The sequence below is a fragment of the Amycolatopsis benzoatilytica AK 16/65 genome, from assembly GCF_000383915.1.
Classification (GTDB): Bacteria; Actinomycetota; Actinomycetes; order Mycobacteriales; family Pseudonocardiaceae; genus Amycolatopsis; species Amycolatopsis benzoatilytica.
This window is the reverse complement of the sequence record NZ_KB912942.1, coordinates 579,863-600,393: the sequence shown is the minus strand read 5'-3', so window position 1 is coordinate 600,393 and position 20,531 is coordinate 579,863. Positions and strand designations below refer to the sequence as shown.

Genomic DNA, 20,531 nt, shown 5'->3' with positions numbered 1-20,531 from the left:
AAGGCCATGACGTGACGGACCAGCAGAGCCCCCTGAAACTCATCGTGACAGGCGGCGCGGGGTACGTGGGCAGCGTGTGCGCCGCCCGCCTCATCGAGGCCGGTCACCAGGTCACTGTGGTGGACGACCTGTCGACCGGGCACGCGGACGCGGTGCACCCGCAGGCGCGCTTCGTCGAGGGCGACGCAGCCGAGGTCGCCGCGGACCTCCTCGGCGAAGGCTTCGACGGGGTGCTGCACTTCGCGGCGAAGTCGCTGGTGGGCGAGTCGATGAGCGACCCGGCGAAGTACTGGGAAGGCAATGTCGTCACCTCGCTGCGACTGCTGGAGGCGATGAAAGCGCACGGCACGCCGCGCCTGGTGTTCTCCTCCACCGCGGCGACCTACGGCGAACCGGACGTGTCGCCGATCGAGGAGACCGCGCCGACTCAGCCGACCAACACCTACGGCGCCACGAAGCTCGCGATCGACCACGCGATCACCAGCTTCTCCCGCGCCCACGGCATCGCCGCGGTGAGCCTGCGCTACTTCAACGTGGCCGGCGCCTATGGCGCGTTCGGCGAACGGCACACCACCGAAACCCATCTCATCCCCCTCGTCCTGCAGGTCGCCACCGGCGACCGGGCGCACATCTCGATCTACGGCGACGACTACCCGACGCCGGACAAAACCGCGGTCCGCGACTACATCCACGTCGTCGACCTCGCCGACGCCCACCTCCTCGCCCTGCGCCACGCGACGGAGGGCGAGCACCGCATCTACAACCTCGGCAGCGGCACCGGGTTCTCCGTGCTGGAGGTCGTGGAGGCGTGCCGCCGGGTGACCGGGCACGCCATCCCCGCCGAGGTGGCCCCGCGCCGCGCCGGCGACCCGTCGGTGCTGGTCGCGTCGAGCGACAAGGCCAACGCCGAACTCGGCTGGACGCCCAAGCGAACCGACCTCGACGGGATCGTGTCGGATGCCTGGCAGTTCACCCAGTCGCGACGCTCCTGAACGGGCCGCTTGACGATCGCGGGGCGGCGGCGAGGTTCGGTCCTCGCCGCCGCCCCGTCCGCATCGAGGTCCGTCGCAGCACAATGGACCACTCTCGGCAGCCTGACGGGATCAAACCGGCAGAAACAACGCCGAACCGGGTCACCTCAAGCCGGACGGCGGTTCCGGTCTTCGTTCCCGCGCGGCGACACCCGCCCCGGGATCGCCCGCCGGTCCAGCGGTACCGCGAGCCGAATCAGGCGGCGTGAGACCAAGGTCCGCCGCGGTGTCGGAGTTGGCCAGACCGGTCAGTTTCGCCGGATCCGTCCCGATGTTCCACGCCGTGTGCAGCAGGCATGCCGCCAGGTTGGCGGGGTCAGCTTCGACTGCGTTCGCCAGCGCCATCCCGGCCAACGCTCCCTCTCCCCTCATCAACGCGACGTAACCGAGTTGCAGCGCGGCTTCCGCACGGTGCGGTGCGGGCAGTTCCCGCACCAGAGACAGCCACACCTCCTCGGCTTCGCGCGCCAACGGCGTGTGCGCCGGGACCGCCAGGGCGAGGCACGCCTCGCGGATCGGTGCGAGTGTCAAAGCATGTGCGAGGCAGAGTGCCTGATCGTCGTCGGGCGGGCCTTCTCCCCGGCGCTGGCGCACGAAGGCGGCTCGGATTTCCATTGCGGCAGCGGCTAAAACGTCGCTGGGAGCCATGCCGGGCAGGCGCAACGGTTCGGGAGACGACGCCAGCATCTCCGTGCGTCGAGTCAGGGCATCCGCGGACCGGGGTGCCAGCACCGCGGCCAGGTCGTCGCGGCTCGGGAAGACGACGAAGCCGGCCTCGGTTGTCGCGGCTGCGACGACGGTTTCCTTCGGATCCGGCAGAGTTCCGGTGCAGTCGGCATGTCGATAACACGCCCAGGGCTCGCCGGTGTCGATGGAGGGGACCCAGAGAGCATGGAACAGGCGCAGCTGATGCTCGGACAACGCTCGCTCTAGTTCCTCGACGAAATCGGCGTGCGGTGGACCGTCTTCGTCAGCTGAGCCGCCGACGACTACCGCGGTCACGCCGTCGTGTTCCGAGTCGGCGAACCGCGGCACCAGCGCGTCCGCTTGCCTCGCTTGGAGTTCCCGGGGCGGAAGGTCCGCGCGCAGGATCAGGCCGATCGAGGTCCCCGGCGTCCGGTTGCCGAGCAGCACGAGCGAATCGGCGGGGCGGAAACCGAGCAGGTACGGCAGCGAAGCGAGCAGGTCGGCGGGCTTGCGGAGGGTGGCCCGGACCGTGCCGGGCTGCGTCGAGGTGGTCACGCGTCCACTCTGCGCCGCGGAAATGGGCCGAAACGGCTTCCCGGACAAATCTGTGGACGCATCAAGACGTTGTGGACAAAACGGGGGCCCGGAAGGAACTCGGCGGCGAAAATGTCGGTGGGGTGTGCATCGGCGGAAAACCCAGCGGACAAAAGAAACGGCGTCGCCGGAACGGGATGGACCCCGCCCGGCACCGCCGTCAGACCTAAGAGAGAAACCGCAGTGTCAGCCGCAGTGTTCGAACGGGCTCGTGTACGCCGACGAGCCGACCGAACCGCCCCACTGCACGCACTTCGCGCCGGCCGCCTTCTTCACCGGGCCCGCGTAATAAGTGAAGTTCCCGCTGTCGGTGACCCGCGTCGAGCCCTGCACTTCCAGGAAGGCCGACGCCGCGCTGGCCGTGCCCAGCGACGTCGCCTTCAGCGTCGTCACGCAGTTCTCCTTAGTGGACGCGTTGTACAGCAGGTACGTCGTGCCGGCCGAACCGAGACCCTGCTGGTCGATGACCGAGAAGCCCGACCCGCAGACCTGCGTCGCCGAATACGGGTTGCCACCGCAGCCGTTCTTGCTCGTGAAGTCCTTCTTGCCGTAGTACGGGACAGCGACGCCGTTCAGCACGGCCTTCTGCGTCACGCCGTTCAAGTTCTCCTCGAAATGCAGGTGCGGTCCGGTCACCCCGCCGGTCGCGCCCGCCTTGCCGATTTCCTGCCCCTGTCCGATGCTCTGGCCCACCGACACTTCCTGCTCGGACAGGTGGGCGTACCGGGTCCGCCAGCCGCCGCCATGGTCCAGCTCGATCCAGCGGCCGTAGCTGGTGCTGCCCTCGTTCGCGACGCGGGTGACGGTGCCCGGAGCGGACGCGGTCACCGGCATGCCGGTGATGCCGGACTTCTGGAAGTCGACCGAGTTCGCCGGGTTGTGCCCGCTGAAGGTCGCCGCGGTGACGGTCACCCCGCACTTGAAGGGCACCTGGAAGTTCGGCGCCGCGGACGCCGTCGACTGGGCGGCCAGCGTCAAGCCGCACGCGGGCAGTGCCACCGCGGCGGCGACCGCCGCGAGCCGTCTCAACCTGGACATGGGACGTACCTCCTGTGGGGGCGAAATGTCCGACACGGCCCAGCCAAGCCCGAGCCAGTACATTTTCCGTACAAGGACGCGGGGAGGGATCCATGAGCACACCGTTCGCCGCGGCGCGGCGGCGGTTCGAGCGCGCCGACTGGGTGCGCTGGGGCGTGCTCGCGATCCCGACCGTCTTCGCGATCCCGCACGCGCGGCCGGTGGCCTGGCCGCTGATCGTGCTGCTTCTCGCGCTGTCCGTGCCCGCGCTCCTGCTCACCAAAGAGTCGCAGCCGCGCTGGCTGCTGCCGACGGTCATGATCGTCATCGTCGCCGCGGCGGGCACGCTCTGGATCATCCAGTCGGGCGCGTGGACCTCGGCGACGATGTTCGGCGGCGCCTTCTACACCTTGCGGGTGAGCGGCCGGGTCGCGGCGTCGCTGGCGTTGGGGGCGTCGGCGGTCGCGGTCGCGATCTGGGCGATCGTCCACTCGCTCGACTTGCTCAACACTCTCGCCCTCTTCGGGGTCCTCGCCGTGATGATCCTGTTGGCGGCAAACCGGCGGGGCCGCGCGGAGCGGCTGGAGCAAACCGAGCTCGCCCTGGCCCGCGCGCAGACTGCCAGCGAGGAGCACGCTCGCGCGGCTGCTCTCGCCGAGCGCACGCGGATCGCTCGCGAGCTGCACGACGTACTCGCGCACTCTCTCGCCGGTCTCGCGCTCAACCTTCAGGGCGCACGATTGATGATGGTCCGCGACGGTGCCAGCGAAGAGTCTCTCGCGCAGATTGAGCGCGCACAGCGGCTCGCGTCGGACGGTCTCGCCGAAGCGCGCAAGGCGGTCGCCGCGCTCCGCGAAGATGCCGTACCCGTAGAGCGCGCAGTGTCGGACCTTCTCGCCGCGTACCGGCTCGACACCGGCTCTCGTGCCGACCTGGTGATCGAAGGCGAGCCGCGTGACCTGGACGCGACGCTCGGCACGACGCTCGTCCGCGCAGTGCAAGAAGCCCTTGCGAACTCGCGTAAACACGCTGGTGGCGCTGCTGTCGACGTCAAACTCGCGTACGCGGACAACGACGTCGAGCTGACCATCGCCGACCGACAAGGCCGTCGCCCGCCGGACCCGCCCGCGCCGGGATACGGTTTGCGGGGCATGAGCGAGCGGGTCGCGTTGCTGAACGGGATGCTCGAATGCGGGCCTGGGGAGGACGGATGGCGGATTCATCTGACGGTGCCGGCGTGACGTTGCGCGTCGTACTGGCCGACGATCAGGCCGTCGTACGCGAAGGGCTGGTCACGCTGCTCAAGCTGCTGCCCGGCATCGAGGTGGTCGGTGCGGCGGCGGACGGCGTGCAGGCGTTCGATCTCGTCGCGGAGCACCAGCCGGACGTGCTGCTCGTCGACCTGCGGATGCCGAACCGCGACGGCGTCGAGACCACCGAGATGGTCCGCGCGCAGCACCCGGGGACCGAGGTCGTCGTGCTGACCACGTACGCCGACGACGGCTCCCTGCTCGCCGCGCTCAAGGCGGGCGCGCGCGGGTTCCTCACGAAGGACGCGGACGCCGAAGCGATCGCTCGCGCTCTTAAGTCCGCCGCGGCCGGACAGTCCACTGTGGATGGCGCGTTGCAGCAACGGCTGGTGGCGGCCGCGGCCAGCCGGACGCCGGTGCGGACGAAGGAACTCGAAGGACTCACTGCGCGCGAGGTCGAGGTACTGCGGCTGATCGCGGCCGGGCTGTCGAACACGGAGATCGCGCGCACCCTCGTGGTCAGCGAAGCGACGGTGAAGACGCACATCAATCACCTGCTCTCCAAGGCCGGGCTTCGCGATCGTGCGCAAGCTGTCGCGTTCGCCTACCGCGCGGGGATCGCCGAGTAGAACGCTTTCTTCCCACCGACAATCGGCAGCGTCACTGTCGTTCCGGTCAAGTCCAGCGCCAGCCCGGTGCCCGGACGCGGTCGCAGCGTGAAGTCGTGGTCGCTGGAGGCGAGCACGAACTCAAGCCGGTGCCCGGCGGCCAGGACGTAGTCCTTCGGCATCAGCGAGACCTCGATGCGGTACCGCTGACCGGGCGTGATCGGCGAGGTCACCGCCGCGCTGACCCGGTTCTGCGGGTCCGTCCAGCCCCGGCTGATCACGTGCGAACTGCCGTCCGGCGCGCGGTCCAGGAGCACCGCGGTCACGTTGGCCGCCGGACGATCGAAGGAAAGCCGCAGCTCGGCCCTCGCGGTGCCGGACAGCCGCACCGGCGCGGTCGCGGCAGAAGTGCGGTAGCGCAAGCGGTTCCCGGACGAAGCAGCGTCGGAGAGCTGTTCGATCGCCTTGCTCGCGTCGTCGGACAGTGTCTCGACGGCGGGCTTTCCCGGCACTGGCTGCCGGTCGAGAGCGCCGGTCGCGCGGCCGCCGGGCCACGGGTGCACCGTGACGTCCGAGGTGCCCGGAGCGGGCCAGTCGGCCTCGTCGACCCATGACTTGTCCTCGCGCTGGATCGTCGCCTTCGGCTCGCGCTCGATGCCGTTGTCGATGCCGTAGAGGTAGTGCGACATCCACTTGTTGAGCGTTGCGAGCCAGACGTCGCGGCGCAGCGAAACCGGGTCGGCGTGGCCGGACTGGTGCAGCCAGATCTTGTGCTCGACGCCGTGCTTCTTCAGCGCTTCGTACCAGGTCGCGACCTGTTCGGTCTTCACGTTCCAGTCGTTCAGACCGTGCACCGCGAGGACCGACGCGTGCACCTTGCCGACGTCGTTGCGGTAGTTCCGGACGTCCCAGAACTTGCTGTAGTCGCCGGTCACTCGGTCCTGCGAAGCGGTGAGCCCGTCGATGACCGGACGGCAGATCTTCCGGTCAGCCCGCGAGTAGACGTATTCGGCGAGGACGTCCGCGTCCTCGCCCTGATAGCCGCCGGCCGCGACGACCGCACCGTCGTTGCGGTAGTAGTCGTACCAGTTCGAAATGGCGGCGATCGGCACGATCGTCTCGAGCCCATCGACTCCGGTGCTGGCCACCGCGTTGGGCAGAGTGCCGTTGTACGAAACGCCCATCATGCCGGTCTTTCCGGTGGTCCAGCTCGCCGCGACGGGCGCTCCGGCCTCGTTGCGCGCGGCAGCGCGGCCGTTGAGCCAGTCGACTACGGAGCGCGCGCCGATCGTCTCGTTCACGTCGCCGGTGGTCGGGCAGCCGGTGGACAGGCCGGTGCCGAGCGATTCGCCGTAGACGACCGCGAAGCCGCGCGCGGTGAAGTAGTCCTGGTAGCTCCACCCGATCGGCGGTGCGGCGTGCGGACCCGGCACGTACAGCTCGGTGTCGACGTTGTGGTTCGCTACGTCGTTGCCGCCCGCGAAGTACGGGCTCGCCTCGTACACGACCGGGACCTTTATGCCCTGCTCGGTCGCGCGCGGACGCACTACCTGCGCGTGGACGAGGTCAGGCTTGCCGTCGTGGTCGCTGTCGACCGGCGCGGTGACCCAGACGTCTTCACGCACGACGTCTTTCGGGTCGAAGACCGGCTGCGCCTGTCCGCCGGTGAAGACCGGCGCGGGCGGCGTCGCGGCTTCAGCGATCGAAGGCACGGTCAAAGTGGCCACTGCGACGAACACGGCAGCAACCCGAGTTGCAACGCGCACCAGAACCCCCAACTCGGACGAAGCAGGCAAGCCCATCAGACACTTCCGGCAACCACAGCCCGCGTCAACCGACTAACGTCGGAGCCATGGACGCACCGATCACCGCGGTCACTGTCTATCCCCAACAAGCGCGCGTAACCCGCCGCTGTCACGTCACGCCAGCTGACGGCACACGTATCGAGATCACCGGACTGCCCGTCTCGCTGGACGCTGCATCGGTGCGCGTAAGCGGTACCGGAGACGCACTCGTCACCGGCGTCGACGTCGAGTACGCGCAACATGCCGCACCCGCGGACGCGACGCTGCGCGCGCTCGTCGAACAGCGGAAAGCGGATCAGGCGACGATCGACGCGGTCGTGGACGACGAGAGCGCCGCAGGTGCGCGCGTCGAGCTTCTCACCGGCCTCGCCCGGCGAAGCGGCAATAGCTTCGCTAAGGCGTTGGCCGACGGCAGCGCCAACCCCAGTCGCGTCGAAGAAGTGAGCGAAGCACTCAGTACCCAGCTGGCCGCCGCCCTCAAGGAACGCCGCGCGCGCACCACGCGGCTGGCACAGCTGCGCGATGATCTCGCCGCGCTCGACCGGCAGATCGAAACTCGCGGCGCGCAGTCCGAACAGGACAGCTCCACCATTGCAGTCGACCTGGAATCACCTGCCACCGCCGAAATTGAACTGTCCTATGTGGTCCCCGGTGCATCCTGGGAGTCCGGGTACGACGTGCGAGTGCGCAGCACCGACGTCACAGTCACCTCGTACGGTCTGGTCAGCCAGCACACCGGCGAAGACTGGCCGGAGTGCGAGCTGACGCTCTCCACCGCACGGCCGGCGAACACCGTCACGATCCCGGAACTCGCACCGTGGTACCTGGACCGGCAACCGCCCGCGCCGAAGGCCCGCGATCTGGCCGCGGCGTACGGTGCGGCGGCACCCGCCCCAGGCGCGGGCGGCCGAGCCGGCTTCGCGTCATTCGTCGCTCAGGTGGAGCAAGGTGCCACCGCGGTCACCTTCCGGCCAGCCCGGCCGGTGGCGATCCCCTCCGGCGCGCAAGGCCACCGCACGACGCTCGCGCAGCTGGACCTGACCGCCGACCTCGACTACGTCACCGCACCGACGCGAGGCGAGGAGGCGTACCTGCGCGCAAAGGTGGTCAACACCGCCGACCACACCCTCCGGCCCGGCCGCGCCGCGGTGTTCAACGAGACCGAGTTCGTCGGCACTACGCAGCTGGAGCTGTGGGCGCCAGGCGAGGAACGCGAACTCGCGCTGGGCGTCGACGACCGGATCCGCGTCGAGCGCGAACTGGTCCGGAGAACCGCCAGCAAAGCGACGCTCTCCGGCCAGCGCCGCCGCGAAGCCGAATACCGGACTACCGTAGCCAACCACAGCCCGCGCGAGGCCGTCGTGACCGTGCTGGACCAGGCACCGGTCTCGCGAGACGACTCGATCACCGTGCGGGACCTGCGGACCAGCCCGGACCCGGCCGAACACACCGAACTCGGCCAGCTCTCCTGGCGGCTCGCCATCGCGCCCGGGGCCTCCGCGACCGTCTCGCTCGGCTACCGGGTGGACGTCGCGAAGGGCGCCGAGCTGGTCGGCTGGCGCGAATGACGCGTCAGCCCTGGGAGATGTAAGCCTCCAGCTGCTCCTGGCTCTGCTCCAGCTGCTCCATCCGGATCTTCACCACGTCGCCGATGCTCACGATGCCGACGAGACGGCCGTCGTCGAGCACCGGCACGTGCCGGATCCGCCGTTCGGTCATCAGGCCGCTGAGCTGGTCCACCGGGTCGCCCGGCGCGCAGCTGGCGACGAGGGTGGTCATGATGTCCGCGACCGGCCCGGCGAGGATCGCCGGTCCGTGGTCGTGCAGCCGACGTACGACGTCGCGCTCGGAGACGATCCCGGCGATCCCGCCGTCCGGCCCGACGACGACCATGGCCCCGACGTTGTGCCGGGCGAGGCCCGCCAGCAGCTCGGTGACCGTGGTTCCCGGGGACACGGTGGCAACGGCCGCGCCCTTCCGCTGCAGCACATCCGCGATCCGCATGGCGAGCCCCTCTCCTCGGTGAGTCGGGTCACCTCAGGTTAGGGCCAGGTCGCCGAGTGCGAAAGTCCGGCGGGACGCGTCCGATCGTGGTAATGCGCTCGGCCGGTCGGGTCCGCGGTCCGTCGCGGGGAGTCAGGCCGCCAGGTCGTCGAACAGGCCGCGCAGCCGGGCCAGCCCGGGGCCGATCCGGTCGTCCGCGATCGCGCCGTAGCCGAACAGCAGCCCGTGCCGCCGAGCCGCGACTGAGAAGTCGGCGAGCGAATAGAGCCGCACGCCCGCGCTGACCGCCCGGCGCGCGAACCCGCGCAGATCAACGTCCGACGAGGCGCTCAGGTGCAGCCCGGCGGCCGCGGGCACCGGCTCCAGCAGATCCCCGAACTCCGCGCGCAGACCGTCCAGCAACAGGTCGTGCCGGGCGCGGTAGATGCCGCGCATCCGGCGGACGTGCCGGGCGAACCCGCCCTCGGCCAGGTACTCCGCGATGACCGCCTGTTCGATGGTCGGCGAATGCCAGTCGGCGAGGTATTTCGCCTTCACGATCGCCTGCGCCAACGCCGGCGGCGCGGCCAGGTAGCCCAGCCGCAGCGCCGGCAGCAGCACCTTCGAGAACGAGCCGACGTAGATCACCCGACCGTGGGAATCCAGGCTGTGCAACGGTTCCAGCGGCCGGCCGGAGTAGCGGAACTCGGTGTCGTAGTCGTCCTCGACCACCACCGCGCCGCTGTCCTCGGCCCAGTCCAGCAGCGCTCGCCGGCGGGACGGCGACATCGCGACACCGAGCGGGTACTGGTGCGACGGCGTCACGTACACCAAACGCGTGTGCGGCGGAATCGCGTCGACCACGATGCCGTCGTCGTCCACCGGCACCGGCGCGACGCGCACGCCGAGCGTGCCCAGCAGCAGCCGCGGCGGCGGGTAGCCGGGATCCTCGACCGCGGCCAGGTCGCCCGGCCGCAGCAGGACGCGGGCGATGAGGTCGATCGTCTGCTGGGCGCCGGAGCTGATCACCAGCTGGTCCGGGGAGACCCGCACGTTGCGGGACACCGCGAGGTGCCGCGCCAGCTCCTCGCGGAGCCGGGGATCGCCTTGCGGTTCGCCGTAGGTCAGCCGCTCGGCTTGGGAGCTGCGCAGGATCTGTGCGGTGAGACGACGCCAGGTGTCGAACGGGAACAGCCGCACATCCGGTACGCCGGCACGGAAATCGAACTCGGGCGGATCGGTGAACGGCGGCGGCGGCGCGGGCACGGCGGTCCACTCCGGACGCGGCTGGACGCCTTCCGCGGAACCGCTCGGCTCCACCGGCCGGGGCGCGGCGCCCGAGCGCACGTACGTGCCGGCGCCAACCCGGCCGGTCAAGAACCCCTCGGCGGTGAGGCGTTCGTAGGCCGCGGTGACCGTCGTACGCGAGACGGCGAGCTGGTGCGCCAGTTCCCGGGTCGGCGGAAGCACGTCGCCGTCGCGAAGGCGGCCGTCGAGCACCGCGGCGCGGATCTGGCGGTAGATCTCGTCGCGATGCCCGCGGCTGCCGCTGAGGTCGAGGTGCAGGTCCACCGGTCCAGCCTAGATTGGTCCACCACGATTGGTCTGGTTTTGGCTCTCTTCCTGGACCGATCTTCCGGTTAGCGTCAAGGCATGACCACGTTCGACCTAGACCGTCAGTCGCTGCAAGTGCTCGACCTGATCGTCTCGAAGACCACCGCCGCCGACCTGGACCGGCCCACCCCGTGCGAAGGCTGGACCCTCGCCGATCTGCTCCGCCACCAAGTCAGCGAAAACCACGGCTTCGCCGAAGCCGCCCGTAACGGAGCTGCCAAAGACTGGCACGGCGGCCAGCTCGGCGAAGACGCGTACGCCGCGTACGCCGCGTCGGTGACGGACTTCCTCTCCGCGTACAGCGAAGAAGGCGTCGCCAAACGCCAGATCGCCATCAACACCTTCGGTGCCTTCCCCGGCGAAATCGCCATGGCGATGCACCTCGTCGACTCCGTCGCGCACGGCTGGGACCTGGCGAAGACGCTCGGCGTCTCCTATGAGCCAGTGCCCGAAGCTGTGCACGCCGCGCTGCAGTTCGCGCTCAACATCCCGACCGATCCCGAAGAGCGCGTCGAGCGGGGAACGTTCGCGCCGGTGGTGCCCGTCTCGGACGACGCGAGCGAACTCGACCGGTTCCTCGCCCTGCTCGGCCGCGACCCGGGCTGGCAGGTCAGCTGACCTGGTCCGAAGGCGCCGACCAGGTGTCGCAGGCGGCGGGGCCGGCTCCGGAGTAGCCGGCCTTCGCCCAGGCCAGCTGGTTCTCCCGGGTGCCGTGGTCGCCGCTGTCGTCCGCCCGGCCGTAGTCCGCGACCGCGGCGTTCGCGGTGGCCCGGCTGATCGAGCCGTGCCCGGCGGCGGCCGCGAGGAACAGTGCGCCGAAGCAGTTGGCCTGAAGTTCGATCCGGCGCACCACGGCCTTGTCCTTGTCGCTGGCCGGCTCCGGCGAACTCATTTCCGCGCTGGCCGCGTCCAGGATGCCGCTCTCGCGCTGCACGTGGTGGCCGTATTCGTGCGCGATGGTCGCCAGGTGCCGGGCGCGGTTCAGCCCCGCATCGGACAGCATCCAGTCGGTGGGCGCGTAGATCGTCTCGTCACCGCCGCAGTAGTACGCGACCGCCTGGTCGCGCGACGGCGCGTTGCCGCAAGCGCTGGTCTTCGGCAGCGTGACCGATATCTTCACCGGCAGGTTCGGCTCGCCCGCCTTTTCCAGCGCCGGCTGCCACGACTGCTTCAAGCAGTCCGCCAGCACGGTGTAGAACTTCTTGAGCTGCTCGCCGTCCCGGCTGAGCTCCGGCAGGTCGCAGGACTCCGGCGCGGCGAGCGAAACATCCTTGGCCAGCAACGGATTTCCGCTGGTCTTGCGCACCGGTCGCGCCGCTTGCCGATCCGACAGCGCGGGAGAACCCGACGCGGCCATCGCGTGCCCGGCAACCTCGTGCGGCACCGCGCCCATCAACGCGAGCGTGCTCGCGACGACCGCGACCGCGGTCACCGCGCCCAGCGCACGGCCCGGACCGCGGCGCGGCGGAACCGGCGGCGGCAGCTGCGGCCACGAACTGCCGCCGACATCCGTCATCTTTCCCCCTCCGTGGACAGCATACGGAGACTGCCCGCCGTGCAGATCACGAAACGGGAACGCCGAACCCGCTGGCCGGACCTGCGACGGGCGGGAAGACTGGGGCGCATGACTGTCGAAGATCCGTACCTGTGGCTGGAAGACGTAACGGGCGACGAGGCGCTCGACTGGGTCCGTTCGCGCAACGCGGAGACGCTGGACGTGCTCACCGCGGGCGAGAGGTTCGGGCAGCTGCGGGACTCGATCCGCGAGGTGCTCGACGCGGGCGGCCGGATCCCGTACGTGGTGCGCCGGGGGCCGCGCCTCTACAACTTCTGGCAGGACGCCGAGCACCCGCGCGGGCTGTGGCGGCGCACCACGCTGGAGGAGTACCGCACCGCCGAACCGGAGTGGGAGATCCTGCTCGACGTCGATGCGCTCGCCGCCGCCGAAGACGAGAACTGGGTCTGGAAGGGCGCCGCCGTGCTGCGTCCCGGCCACCGGCTCGGCCTGATCCAGCTGTCGCGGGGCGGCGCGGACGCGACCGTCGTGCGCGAGTTCGACCTGGACGCGCACGAGTTCGTGCCGGACGGCTACTCGCTGCCCGAGGCCAAGCACCGGATCGGCTGGATCGACCAGGACCGGATCTACGTCGGGACCGACTTCGGCCCGGGCACGCTCACCACGGCCGGCTACGCGCGGATCGTCAAGGAGTGGCAGCGCGGCACGCCGATCGAAGAAGCGGTGACCGTGTTCGAGGGCAAGCCGGACGACGTCGGCGTGATGGCTTCGCACGATCCGACCGAAGGTTTCGAACGCGACTTCGCCTACCGTTGGCTCGACTTCTACCGCACTGAATACTTCGCGCGGACCCCTGCCGGGCTGACCAAGCTGGACCTGCCGCAGGACGTCAACGCCTCGGTGCACCGCGAATGGCTGCTCGTGCAACCGCGCAGCGCGTGGACCGTCAACGGCGCCGAGCACCCGGCAGGTTCGCTGCTGGCGATCGACTATGACGCCTTCATGGCGGGCGCACGCGATTTCACCGCGCTGTTCACGCCGGACGCGCACACGTCGCTGGACTATTACACGTGGACCCGCCACCATCTGCTGCTCGCGACGCTGCACGACGTGAAGTCGGAGCTGCGAGTGCTGACGCCCGGGCCGGAAGACTGGGCCGAGGCGGAACTCGGCGGCGCGCCAGAGTTCGGCAGCGCGCAGATCGTCGACACCGAACCGGACGTCGACGACGAGTACCTGGTCGATTCGTCCAGCTACCTGCAACCGTCCACGCTCACCCGCGGGGTCGTCGGCGGCGACGTCGAGACGCTGAAGCAGGCGCCGTCGTTCTTCGACCCGGCCGGGATGGAGGTCAGCCAGTACTTCGCGACCTCGGACGACGGCACGAAGATCCCGTACTTCGTGGTCCGGCCGCCCGGCGCGGAGGACGGCCCGACGCTGCTCTACGGGTACGGAGGCTTCGAGGTCTCGCTGACGCCGGCGTACAGCGGGTCGATCGGCCGTGCCTGGCTGACGCGCGGCGGCACGTATGTGGTCGCGAACATCCGCGGCGGCGGCGAATACGGTCCGGAATGGCATACCCAAGCGGTGAAAGCCAACCGGCACCGGGCGTACGAGGACTTCGCCGCGGTGGCACGCGATCTCGTCGCGCGGGGCATCACCACGAAGGAACGGCTCGGCATCCAGGGCGGCAGCAACGGCGGGCTGCTGATGGGCGTCATGCTCACCACCTATCCGGAGCTGTTCGGGGCCATCGTCTGCCAGGTCCCGTTGCTCGACCTGAAGCGCTACCACCTGCTGCTGGCCGGCGCGTCGTGGATGGCCGAATGGGGCGACCCGGACGTCCCGGAGGAGTGGGCCTGGATCTCGAAGTACTCGCCGTACCAGAACGTTTCGGCGGACGCGAAGTACCCGCCGATCCTGTTCGTCACCTCGACCCGCGACGACCGGGTGCATCCGGGGCACGCGCGCAAGATGGCCGCGCGGATGATCGAGCAGGGACATGACGTGGAGTACTACGAGAACATCGAAGGCGGGCACGGCGCGGCCGCGGACAACGAGCAGCTGGCGTTCCGTTCGGCGGTGGCGTACGAGTTCCTCTGGTCGAAGCTTTCCTAGAACAGTCCGCGGGGCCGCGCCCGGACGCGCGGCCCCGCGACCACTCCCGATCCTCTGCGGACTTCCGCCAGCGCGTGTTCGTAGCGCGCCCAGCTTTCGGTGACGAACGCGAGCCACGGGACGCCGAGCCTGCGCAATGCGCGACCGTGCCCGAGCAGGACCTTGTTGACTTCGAGCACGGCCCGCGCCCGCCACTTGAGCGCGGCGCGGATCTTCAAGCGCCGCAACCGGTCCACGTGGTTACGCAGCCGCCGCTCCAGCCCGGCGAGCACGCGCGCGGCGACATCTGCGGTGACCGGGTCGCGGGCACCATCGCGCAGCGCTTGGTAGTAGCCGAGCGCGAGCACGTCGGAGACCAGCCGGTCCATCGCCTCGCGCGCCCCCGGCGGCGGGTCCGCCGCGCCGAGCAGCCGTTCAACCAATTCTTCGCCAGGCCCGGCCGGGAATCGCCGGACGCTGCGCGCCACCACCGGATCCAGCCGCACGCCGCGCTCCCACGCCGGCTGCGGCCGGACCTTCCGCCGCCGCTCTTCGGTATTCCACTCCACGGCGGCCATGCTGCCGCCCGGATGTGCCGGTCCGGCGGGGACGACGTGGAGATTCGGTGGAGTTACCGGGCGAACAGGGCGGCGGCTGCCCAGTCGGACACCTTGGGGTCGCCGAGTCCGGAGCCGGTGAGCCAGCGGGCGGCGGTGTGCGCGGCGTCGGCGGAGCGAATCAGGCCGTGCGGGCCGGGCTCGATGCCGGTGCCGAGGCGGACGTCGTCGATCAGCCCGCCGAGGCAGGCCCAGCTGTGCCAGGTCCCGAAGTCGTAGCCGACCAGCTCGTAGCCGAGCGGCGTGCCGTTGATCGGAATGCCCTCGGCCAGCCGTCCGGCAACGGCGTGCGTCTCGCGGTCGTAGCCTTCGGCGAGCAGAGCACGGAGGATCGGGGCGGCTTCCTCCATCGTGAAGCCGACTTCGAGCACCTGGAGCCGGGACTCGGCGGCCCGGTGCCGGGCGCGGTCCGGGTCGCGGAACCAGTCTCCCCATTCCTCTTCCAGGACGGTGACAACGCACTCGCTGATCGAGACGAGGCCGTCGCGAGAGCCGTCCGTCGAGTACGGACGCTGCACAACGCGGTAGCCCGCCGACACGAAACTCACGACGTCCATTTTCGCTGGTGAAGGCCCCGTCCGTCGAGCGGTATTGTGTCTGTACCTACTAGTATGTACGGTGAGCTCATGTCCACGAGAGACCAGCTGGTCGCGAGCACCCAGGACTTGCTCTGGGAACGCGGCTACATCGGCACCAGCCCAAAGGCGATCCAGCAGCGCGCCGGCGCCGGACAGGGCAGCATGTACCACCACTTCGCGGGGAAGGCTGATCTCGCGCTGGCCGCGATCCGGCAAAGCGCCGAGGAGCTGCGCGCGTCCGCCGAAGCGTCGCTGGCCGAAGGATCGACCGCGATCGAACAGATTTCCGCCTACCTGCACCGCGAACGCGACGTCCTGCGCGGCTGCCCGATCGGACGGCTCGCGCTGGACCCGGACATCGTGACCAGTGCGGAATTGCGCGCCCCGCTGGAGGAAACCTTCGACTGGCTGCGCAGCCGGCTCGCCGAGGTGCTCGCCGAGGGGGCGGCGAAGGGCGAGCTCTCCGCCCACCTCGACCCCGCCGCGACCGCGACCGCACTGGTCGCGGTGGTGCAGGGCGGTTACGTGCTGGCCAGGTCCGCCGGTACCGCCGAGCCGTTCGACCAGGCCGTTCGAGGCGCGCTCGCGCTGCTCGGCGCGTGATCCGAGGTACGCGATGCAGTACGAGATCAACCTGCCCGCCGACTACGACATGGAGATCATTCGCGAGCGGGTCGCCACCCGCGGGCACCGGACCGACGAGTTCCCCGGCCTGGCGCTCAAGGCGTACCTGATCCGCACCCCGGCCAACCAGTACGCGCCGTTCTACCTTTGGGCCGACACCGCCGGAATGAGCCGATTCCTGTGGGGCGGCGGCGGTTTCGACGGGATCGTGCAGGATTTCGGCCGCCCGTCCGTCCAGCATTGGACCGGTGCCAACTGTCTGGCCGGTCCTGCGCGCGGCGCAACGCCGACGTTCGCGACCAAGCGCAGGCAACTGCTGCCCGAAGGGCGGCTGAAGCACGAACTCGCCGAATTCCCGCGCCATGCCGAGCACCCGGCCGTCCACACCACGGCGCTGGCTATCGATCCCCGGCGCTGGGAGGCCGTGCACTTCACTCTCTGGACCGCCGACCCCGGCGAGGACAACGGCGTCCGCTACCAGGTGCTTCACCTGTCCCGCCCGCATCTCGACCAGCTGAGCTGAAAGGCCCTCCCATGCCGCTCGTCCGCATCGACGTGCTGTCCGAACCCAACGCCGGCAAGCTGCCCGCCATCGGCGAAGCCGTGCACCAGGCGATGACCGAAACCATCGGCGTCCCACCCGATGACGTGTTCCAGATCCACACCAGCCACGCCGAGGGCCGGTTGCGCTACGACCCCGGCTACTTCGGCGTCCGCCGCGACGACGACATCGTGTTCGTCTCCATCACCCTGCGCGCTGGCCGCACCGACGACCAGAAAACCGCGCTCTACCGGCGCGCGACCGAACTGGTCACCGAAGCCACCGGGATCGAACCGCGGAACGTGCTGTTCAGCTTGACCGAGAACCACGACGTGGACTGGTCGTTCGGCGAAGGCGTCGCGCAGATGCGGTGACCGGCTCAGCACCGGATGCCGTCGAGCACTCTTCCGACCGAAACCCGGCACAGCTCCCGGAACTCCTTCTCCCCCAACGCAAGCCGGTTGCCGACCCGCAACTGGACCAGCCCGTGCAACAGCGCGGAGATCGCGATAGCCAGTTCCCAGACGTCGTCCTCGCGGAAGATGCCTGCCTTCATGCCGGCCGAGAGCGCGTCGGCGAGGGCAGTGAGCGTGGCCGATGTACCCGCCCGGAAGTCTTCCGGGAACTGACGGACGCCTTCCCGCTTTTCGATGAACAGCAGCGAGTAGACGTTCGGCTGACCGACCGCGAAATCCAGGTATTTGGCGAGCATCGAATCGAACTCGCGCTGGTACGCCTCGGGCTCGGACGGCCACTCCCGCTCGCCCCACTCCTCCTCCAGCGCGGCGCAGCTCTCGTCGGCGAGCGCGCCGAGCAGTGCTTCCCGATTCGGGAAATGCCGGTAGATGGACATCGGCGTGAGCCCGACCGCCGCCGCGACCCGGCGCATCGTAACCGCCGAAGATCCCTCGGCCACCAGCAATTCCCGGGCCGCGGCGGCGATCCGGGCAGCGGAAGGCGAGACCATGTCCACACCGTACCGCTCGGTTATCTACGGCGTAGACCTCAGGTCTCGCGGGCTTGCGGGCAAGCAGCGCCCGGTCGGCAGTCGCTTGCCCCGGTGACTTCGCGCGGCCCTGCCAAGCCCGAGGGGCGCCAGCCGACAATGACTGGCACCCCTCAGGAAAAGCGGTGGTGAGCGATCAGCTGCAGCCGGAGGTCGCCCCGCAGCCTTCACAGGCGTAGCACGAGCCCGCGGGCCGCATCTTGGTCCCGCAGGTCATGCACAGCGGCGCGTCCGCTGCCTTGCCGAGGTGCAGTTCCATCAGTTCCGCGGTGCTGTGCGCATCCTGGGCGGGCGCTTGCTTCTCCTCGGCGCGAGCCGGCGACGCGTCGACGCTGCTGCTCAGCGCTTCCAGGTCGAGGTTCTGCCCGCCGTAGCTGGCTTCGACTTCGGCCGAGCGTTCGTCCGCGGTGAAGATGCCCAGCTGGGCCCGCTTCTCGTACGGCAGGTAGTCGAGCGCGAGGCGGCGGAACAGGTAGTCCATGACGCTGGTGGCGATCCGGATGTCCGGGTCGTCGGTCATGCCCGCCGGTTCGAAGCGCAGGTTGGAAAACTTCGAGACGTAGAATTCGAGCGGAATGCCGTGCTGCAGGCCGACCGAGATCGACATCGAGAAGGCGTCCATCACGCCGGCCAGCGTCGAGCCCTGCTTGCCGAGCTTGACGAAGATCTCGCCGAGACCGTCGTCCGGGTACGAACCGGCATGCAGGTAGCCCTCGGCGCCGCCGACGGTGAACGACACCGTCTGGCTCGGCCGCTTCTTCGGCAGCCGGCGGCGCACCGGCCGGTATTCGATGACCTTCGCCGGCTCCGCCTCGGCTTCCTTCTTCTTCGCCGTCGACAGCGGCTGGCCGACCTTGCAGTTGTCCCGGTAGATCGCCAGCGCCTTGAGGCCGAGTTTCCAGCCCTGGAAGTAGATTTCCTCGACGTCCTCGACCGTTGCCGACTCCGGCATGTTGACGGTCTTCGAGATCGCGCCGGAGATGAACGGCTGGACCGCGGCCATCATCCGGACGTGGCCCATCGGCGCAATGGACCGGTCGCCGACCGCGCAGTCGAACACCTCGTAGTGCTCGGGGCGCAGGCCCGGCGCGTCGACCACGTGGCCGTGCTGCGCGACGTACTCGACGATCGCCTCGACCTGCTCAGCCTGGTAGCCCAGCACGCGCAGCGCGCGCGGCACAGTCTGGTTCACGATCTGCATGGACCCGCCGCCGACCAGCTTCTTGAACTTGACCAGCGAGAAGTCCGGCTCGATGCCGGTCGTGTCGCAGTCCATCATGAAGCCGATGGTGCCGGTCGGCGCGAGCACCGACGCCTGCGCGTTGCGCCAGCCGTTGCGAGTGCCGATCTCGATGCCCGCACGCCATTCCTGCGAAGCGAGCGCGCGGACTGCCGCGTCGTTGCCGTGATAGGTGCGGATCAGCTCGTTCGCGGCGGCGTGCTTGCGCATGACCCGCTGGTGCGCCTCGGCGTTGCGGGCGTAGCCCTCGTACGGTCCGACGACGCCGGCCAGCTCGGCCGAACGCCGGTAGGACACGCCGCTCATCAGCGAAGTGATCGCCGCAGCGAGCGCACGACCGCCTTCGGAGTCGTACGCGTGGCCCAGCGCCATGAGCAGCGCGCCGAGGTTGGCGTAGCCGATGCCGAGCTGGCGGAACTTGCGCGTGGTGTCGGCGATCGGCTCGGTCGGGAAGTCGGCGAAGCAGATCGAGACGTCCATCGCGGTGATGACGAACTCGACGGCCTTCGCGAACAGCGGCGCGTCGAACGTGCCGTCCTCGGAGACGAACTTCAGCAGGTTGAGCGACGCGAGGTTGCAGCTGGAGTTGTCCAGGTGCATGTACTCGCTGCACGGGTTGGACGCGGTGATCCGGCCCGATTCGGGGCAGGTGTGCCAGTCGTTGATGGTGCCGTCGTACTGGATGCCCGGGTCGGCGCATTCCCACGCGGCCTGCGCCATCGAGCGGAAGAGCTTCTTCGCGTCGGTGCGGTCGATGACCTCGCCGGTGAGCCGGGCACGGAGACCGAAGTCGGAGCCGTTCTCGACGGCCTGCATGAACTCGTCGGACACGCGGACCGAGTTGTTCGCGTTCTGGTACTGCACCGAGGAAATGTCGGCGCCGGAGAGGTCCATGTCGAACCCGGCGTCGCGGAGGACCTTGATCTTCTCCTCTTCGCGCGCCTTGGTCTGGATGAACTCCTCGATGTCCGGGTGGTCGACGTCGAGCACGACCATCTTCGCCGCGCGCCGGGTGGCGCCGCCGGACTTGATGGTGCCCGCCGACGCGTCGGCGCCGCGCATGAACGAAACCGGGCCGGACGCGGTGCCGCCAGAGGTCAGCAGTTCCTTGGAGGAGCGGATGCGGGACAGGTTGAGCCCGGCGCCGGAGCCGCCCTTGAAGATCAGGCCCTCCTCGCGGTACCAGTTGAGAATCGACTCCATCGTGTCGTCCACGGCGAGGATGAAGCAGGCGGACACCTGCTGCTTGGACGAGGTGCCGACGTTGAACCAGACCGGGGAGTTGAAGCTGAACACCTGGTGCAGCAGCATCCAGGTGAGCTCGTGCTCGAAGACTTCGAGGTCGGCCGGACCGGCGAAGTAGTCGTGCTCGGCGGCGGCCTTCACATAGGTGCGCACCACCCGGTCGATGAGCTGCTTGAGGCTGCTCTCGCGCTGCGGGCTGCCGACCGCGCCGCGGAAGTACTTGCTGGTGACGATGTTGGTGGCGTTGACCGACCAGAAATCGGGGAACTCGACCCCGCGCTGCTCGAAGTTGACGCTGCCGTCCCGCCAGTTCGTCATGACGACGTCGCGCTTTTCCCACGCGACCTCGTCGTACGGATGGGTCCCCTCGGTGGTGAAGACCCGCCGGACGGTGAGGCCCTTGTTCGGCTTCTTGCTCTGTCCGGCCGCCGCGCCGGCTCCCACGGTTTCGGTCATGCGGTCCTGTCCCTCGCTCCCC

19 protein-coding genes are annotated in these 20,531 nt (G+C 69.4%); 9 read left to right on the top strand and 10 right to left on the bottom strand.

What is annotated here, in order from left to right; translation table 11 throughout:
- Positions 1-11 precede the first annotated feature (11 nt).
- Positions 12-992, top strand: coding sequence for a UDP-glucose 4-epimerase GalE (gene galE, locus AMYBE_RS0102805; protein WP_020657814.1), 981 nt, complete (start codon positions 12-14; stop codon positions 990-992).
- 141 nt (positions 993-1,133) lie between these two features.
- On the opposite strand, the gene AMYBE_RS0102800 is transcribed toward galE, so the two are convergent.
- Together AMYBE_RS0102800 and AMYBE_RS0102795 are read right to left on the bottom strand one after the other, a co-directional pair.
- Positions 1,134-2,273, bottom strand: coding sequence for a DUF4192 domain-containing protein (locus AMYBE_RS0102800; protein WP_020657813.1), 1,140 nt, complete (start codon positions 2,271-2,273; stop codon positions 1,134-1,136).
- Positions 2,274-2,498: 225 nt separating this feature from the next.
- On the bottom strand, positions 2,499-3,350 hold the full coding sequence (locus AMYBE_RS0102795; protein WP_020657812.1) for a M23 family metallopeptidase: 852 nt from the start codon (positions 3,348-3,350) through the stop codon (positions 2,499-2,501).
- 92 nt (positions 3,351-3,442) lie between these two features.
- On the opposite strand from AMYBE_RS0102795, the gene AMYBE_RS0102790 reads away from it, so the two are divergent.
- A complete protein-coding gene (locus AMYBE_RS0102790) occupies positions 3,443-4,570 on the top strand; it encodes a sensor histidine kinase (protein ID WP_020657811.1) in 1,128 nt (375 codons plus the stop codon).
- Positions 4,567-5,208, top strand: coding sequence for a response regulator (locus AMYBE_RS0102785; RefSeq protein ID WP_020657810.1), 642 nt, complete (start codon positions 4,567-4,569; stop codon positions 5,206-5,208). The genes AMYBE_RS0102790 and AMYBE_RS0102785 overlap by 4 nt, the downstream gene beginning before the upstream one ends.
- Here AMYBE_RS0102785 and AMYBE_RS0102780 read toward each other — a convergent pair.
- Positions 5,184-6,989, bottom strand: a complete 1,806-nt coding sequence (locus AMYBE_RS0102780; RefSeq protein ID WP_084469859.1) for a Xaa-Pro dipeptidyl-peptidase — start codon at positions 6,987-6,989, stop codon at positions 5,184-5,186. The two genes, AMYBE_RS0102785 and AMYBE_RS0102780, sit on opposite strands and share 25 nt — an antisense overlap.
- A gap of 50 nt (positions 6,990-7,039) precedes the next feature.
- Between AMYBE_RS0102780 and AMYBE_RS0102775 the strand changes: the two genes are divergently transcribed.
- Positions 7,040-8,560: a DUF4139 domain-containing protein gene (locus AMYBE_RS0102775; RefSeq protein ID WP_020657808.1), complete on the top strand. Its 1,521-nt coding sequence runs from the start codon at positions 7,040-7,042 to the stop codon at positions 8,558-8,560.
- A 4-nt stretch (positions 8,561-8,564) separates the two neighbouring features.
- Here AMYBE_RS0102775 and AMYBE_RS0102770 read toward each other — a convergent pair whose 3' ends face one another.
- Complete coding sequence (locus AMYBE_RS0102770; RefSeq protein ID WP_020657807.1) at positions 8,565-8,996, bottom strand: CBS domain-containing protein; 432 nt, start codon at positions 8,994-8,996, stop codon at positions 8,565-8,567.
- A 132-nt stretch (positions 8,997-9,128) separates the two neighbouring features.
- Entirely contained in the window at positions 9,129-10,547 is a 1,419-nt protein-coding gene (gene pdxR, locus AMYBE_RS0102765; protein ID WP_020657806.1) for a MocR-like pyridoxine biosynthesis transcription factor PdxR, read from the bottom strand.
- Between the two features lie 81 nt (positions 10,548-10,628).
- Between pdxR and AMYBE_RS0102760 the strand changes: the two genes are divergently transcribed.
- Positions 10,629-11,207 carry a TIGR03086 family metal-binding protein gene (locus AMYBE_RS0102760; RefSeq protein ID WP_020657805.1) on the top strand — a complete coding sequence of 193 codons (579 nt, stop codon included), beginning with the start codon at positions 10,629-10,631 and terminating at the stop codon, positions 11,205-11,207.
- Here AMYBE_RS0102760 and AMYBE_RS0102755 read toward each other — a convergent pair.
- The gene (locus tag AMYBE_RS0102755) at positions 11,200-12,105 is read right to left on the bottom strand and encodes a neutral zinc metallopeptidase (RefSeq protein ID WP_020657804.1); all 906 of its coding nucleotides are present in this window, start codon (positions 12,103-12,105) and stop codon (positions 11,200-11,202) included. The two genes, AMYBE_RS0102760 and AMYBE_RS0102755, sit on opposite strands and share 8 nt — an antisense overlap.
- A gap of 108 nt (positions 12,106-12,213) precedes the next feature.
- On the opposite strand from AMYBE_RS0102755, the gene AMYBE_RS0102750 reads away from it, so the two are divergent.
- Entirely contained in the window at positions 12,214-14,223 is a 2,010-nt protein-coding gene (locus AMYBE_RS0102750) for a prolyl oligopeptidase family serine peptidase (protein WP_020657803.1), read from the top strand.
- Here AMYBE_RS0102750 and AMYBE_RS0102745 read toward each other — a convergent pair.
- Positions 14,220-14,780 (bottom strand): hypothetical protein, encoded by a 561-nt coding sequence (locus AMYBE_RS0102745; protein ID WP_020657802.1) that lies wholly within the window; start codon positions 14,778-14,780, stop codon positions 14,220-14,222. The two genes, AMYBE_RS0102750 and AMYBE_RS0102745, sit on opposite strands and share 4 nt — an antisense overlap.
- A gap of 53 nt (positions 14,781-14,833) precedes the next feature.
- Positions 14,834-15,376, bottom strand: a complete 543-nt coding sequence (locus tag AMYBE_RS0102740; RefSeq protein WP_020657801.1) for a hypothetical protein — start codon at positions 15,374-15,376, stop codon at positions 14,834-14,836.
- A gap of 69 nt (positions 15,377-15,445) precedes the next feature.
- Between AMYBE_RS0102740 and AMYBE_RS0102735 the strand changes: the two genes are divergently transcribed.
- Genes AMYBE_RS0102735 through AMYBE_RS0102725 form a run of 3 tightly spaced genes read left to right on the top strand, consistent with a single transcriptional unit; the run spans position 15,446 to position 16,936 of the window.
- Positions 15,446-16,000, top strand: coding sequence for a TetR/AcrR family transcriptional regulator (locus tag AMYBE_RS0102735; protein WP_027927319.1), 555 nt, complete (start codon positions 15,446-15,448; stop codon positions 15,998-16,000).
- Between the two features lie 13 nt (positions 16,001-16,013).
- Positions 16,014-16,544, top strand: a complete 531-nt coding sequence (locus tag AMYBE_RS0102730) for a DUF4865 family protein (protein ID WP_020657799.1) — start codon at positions 16,014-16,016, stop codon at positions 16,542-16,544.
- Positions 16,545-16,555: 11 nt separating this feature from the next.
- Positions 16,556-16,936, top strand: a complete 381-nt coding sequence (locus tag AMYBE_RS0102725) for a tautomerase family protein (protein ID WP_020657798.1) — start codon at positions 16,556-16,558, stop codon at positions 16,934-16,936.
- Between the two features lie 5 nt (positions 16,937-16,941).
- Here the strand turns inward: AMYBE_RS0102725 and AMYBE_RS0102720 are convergent, their stop codons facing one another.
- Together AMYBE_RS0102720 and AMYBE_RS0102715 are read right to left on the bottom strand one after the other, a co-directional pair.
- The gene (locus tag AMYBE_RS0102720) at positions 16,942-17,529 is read right to left on the bottom strand and encodes a TetR/AcrR family transcriptional regulator (RefSeq protein ID WP_027927318.1); all 588 of its coding nucleotides are present in this window, start codon (positions 17,527-17,529) and stop codon (positions 16,942-16,944) included.
- A 175-nt stretch (positions 17,530-17,704) separates the two neighbouring features.
- Positions 17,705-20,509, bottom strand: coding sequence for a vitamin B12-dependent ribonucleotide reductase (locus tag AMYBE_RS0102715; protein ID WP_020657796.1), 2,805 nt, complete (start codon positions 20,507-20,509; stop codon positions 17,705-17,707).
- Positions 20,510-20,531 lie beyond the last annotated feature (22 nt).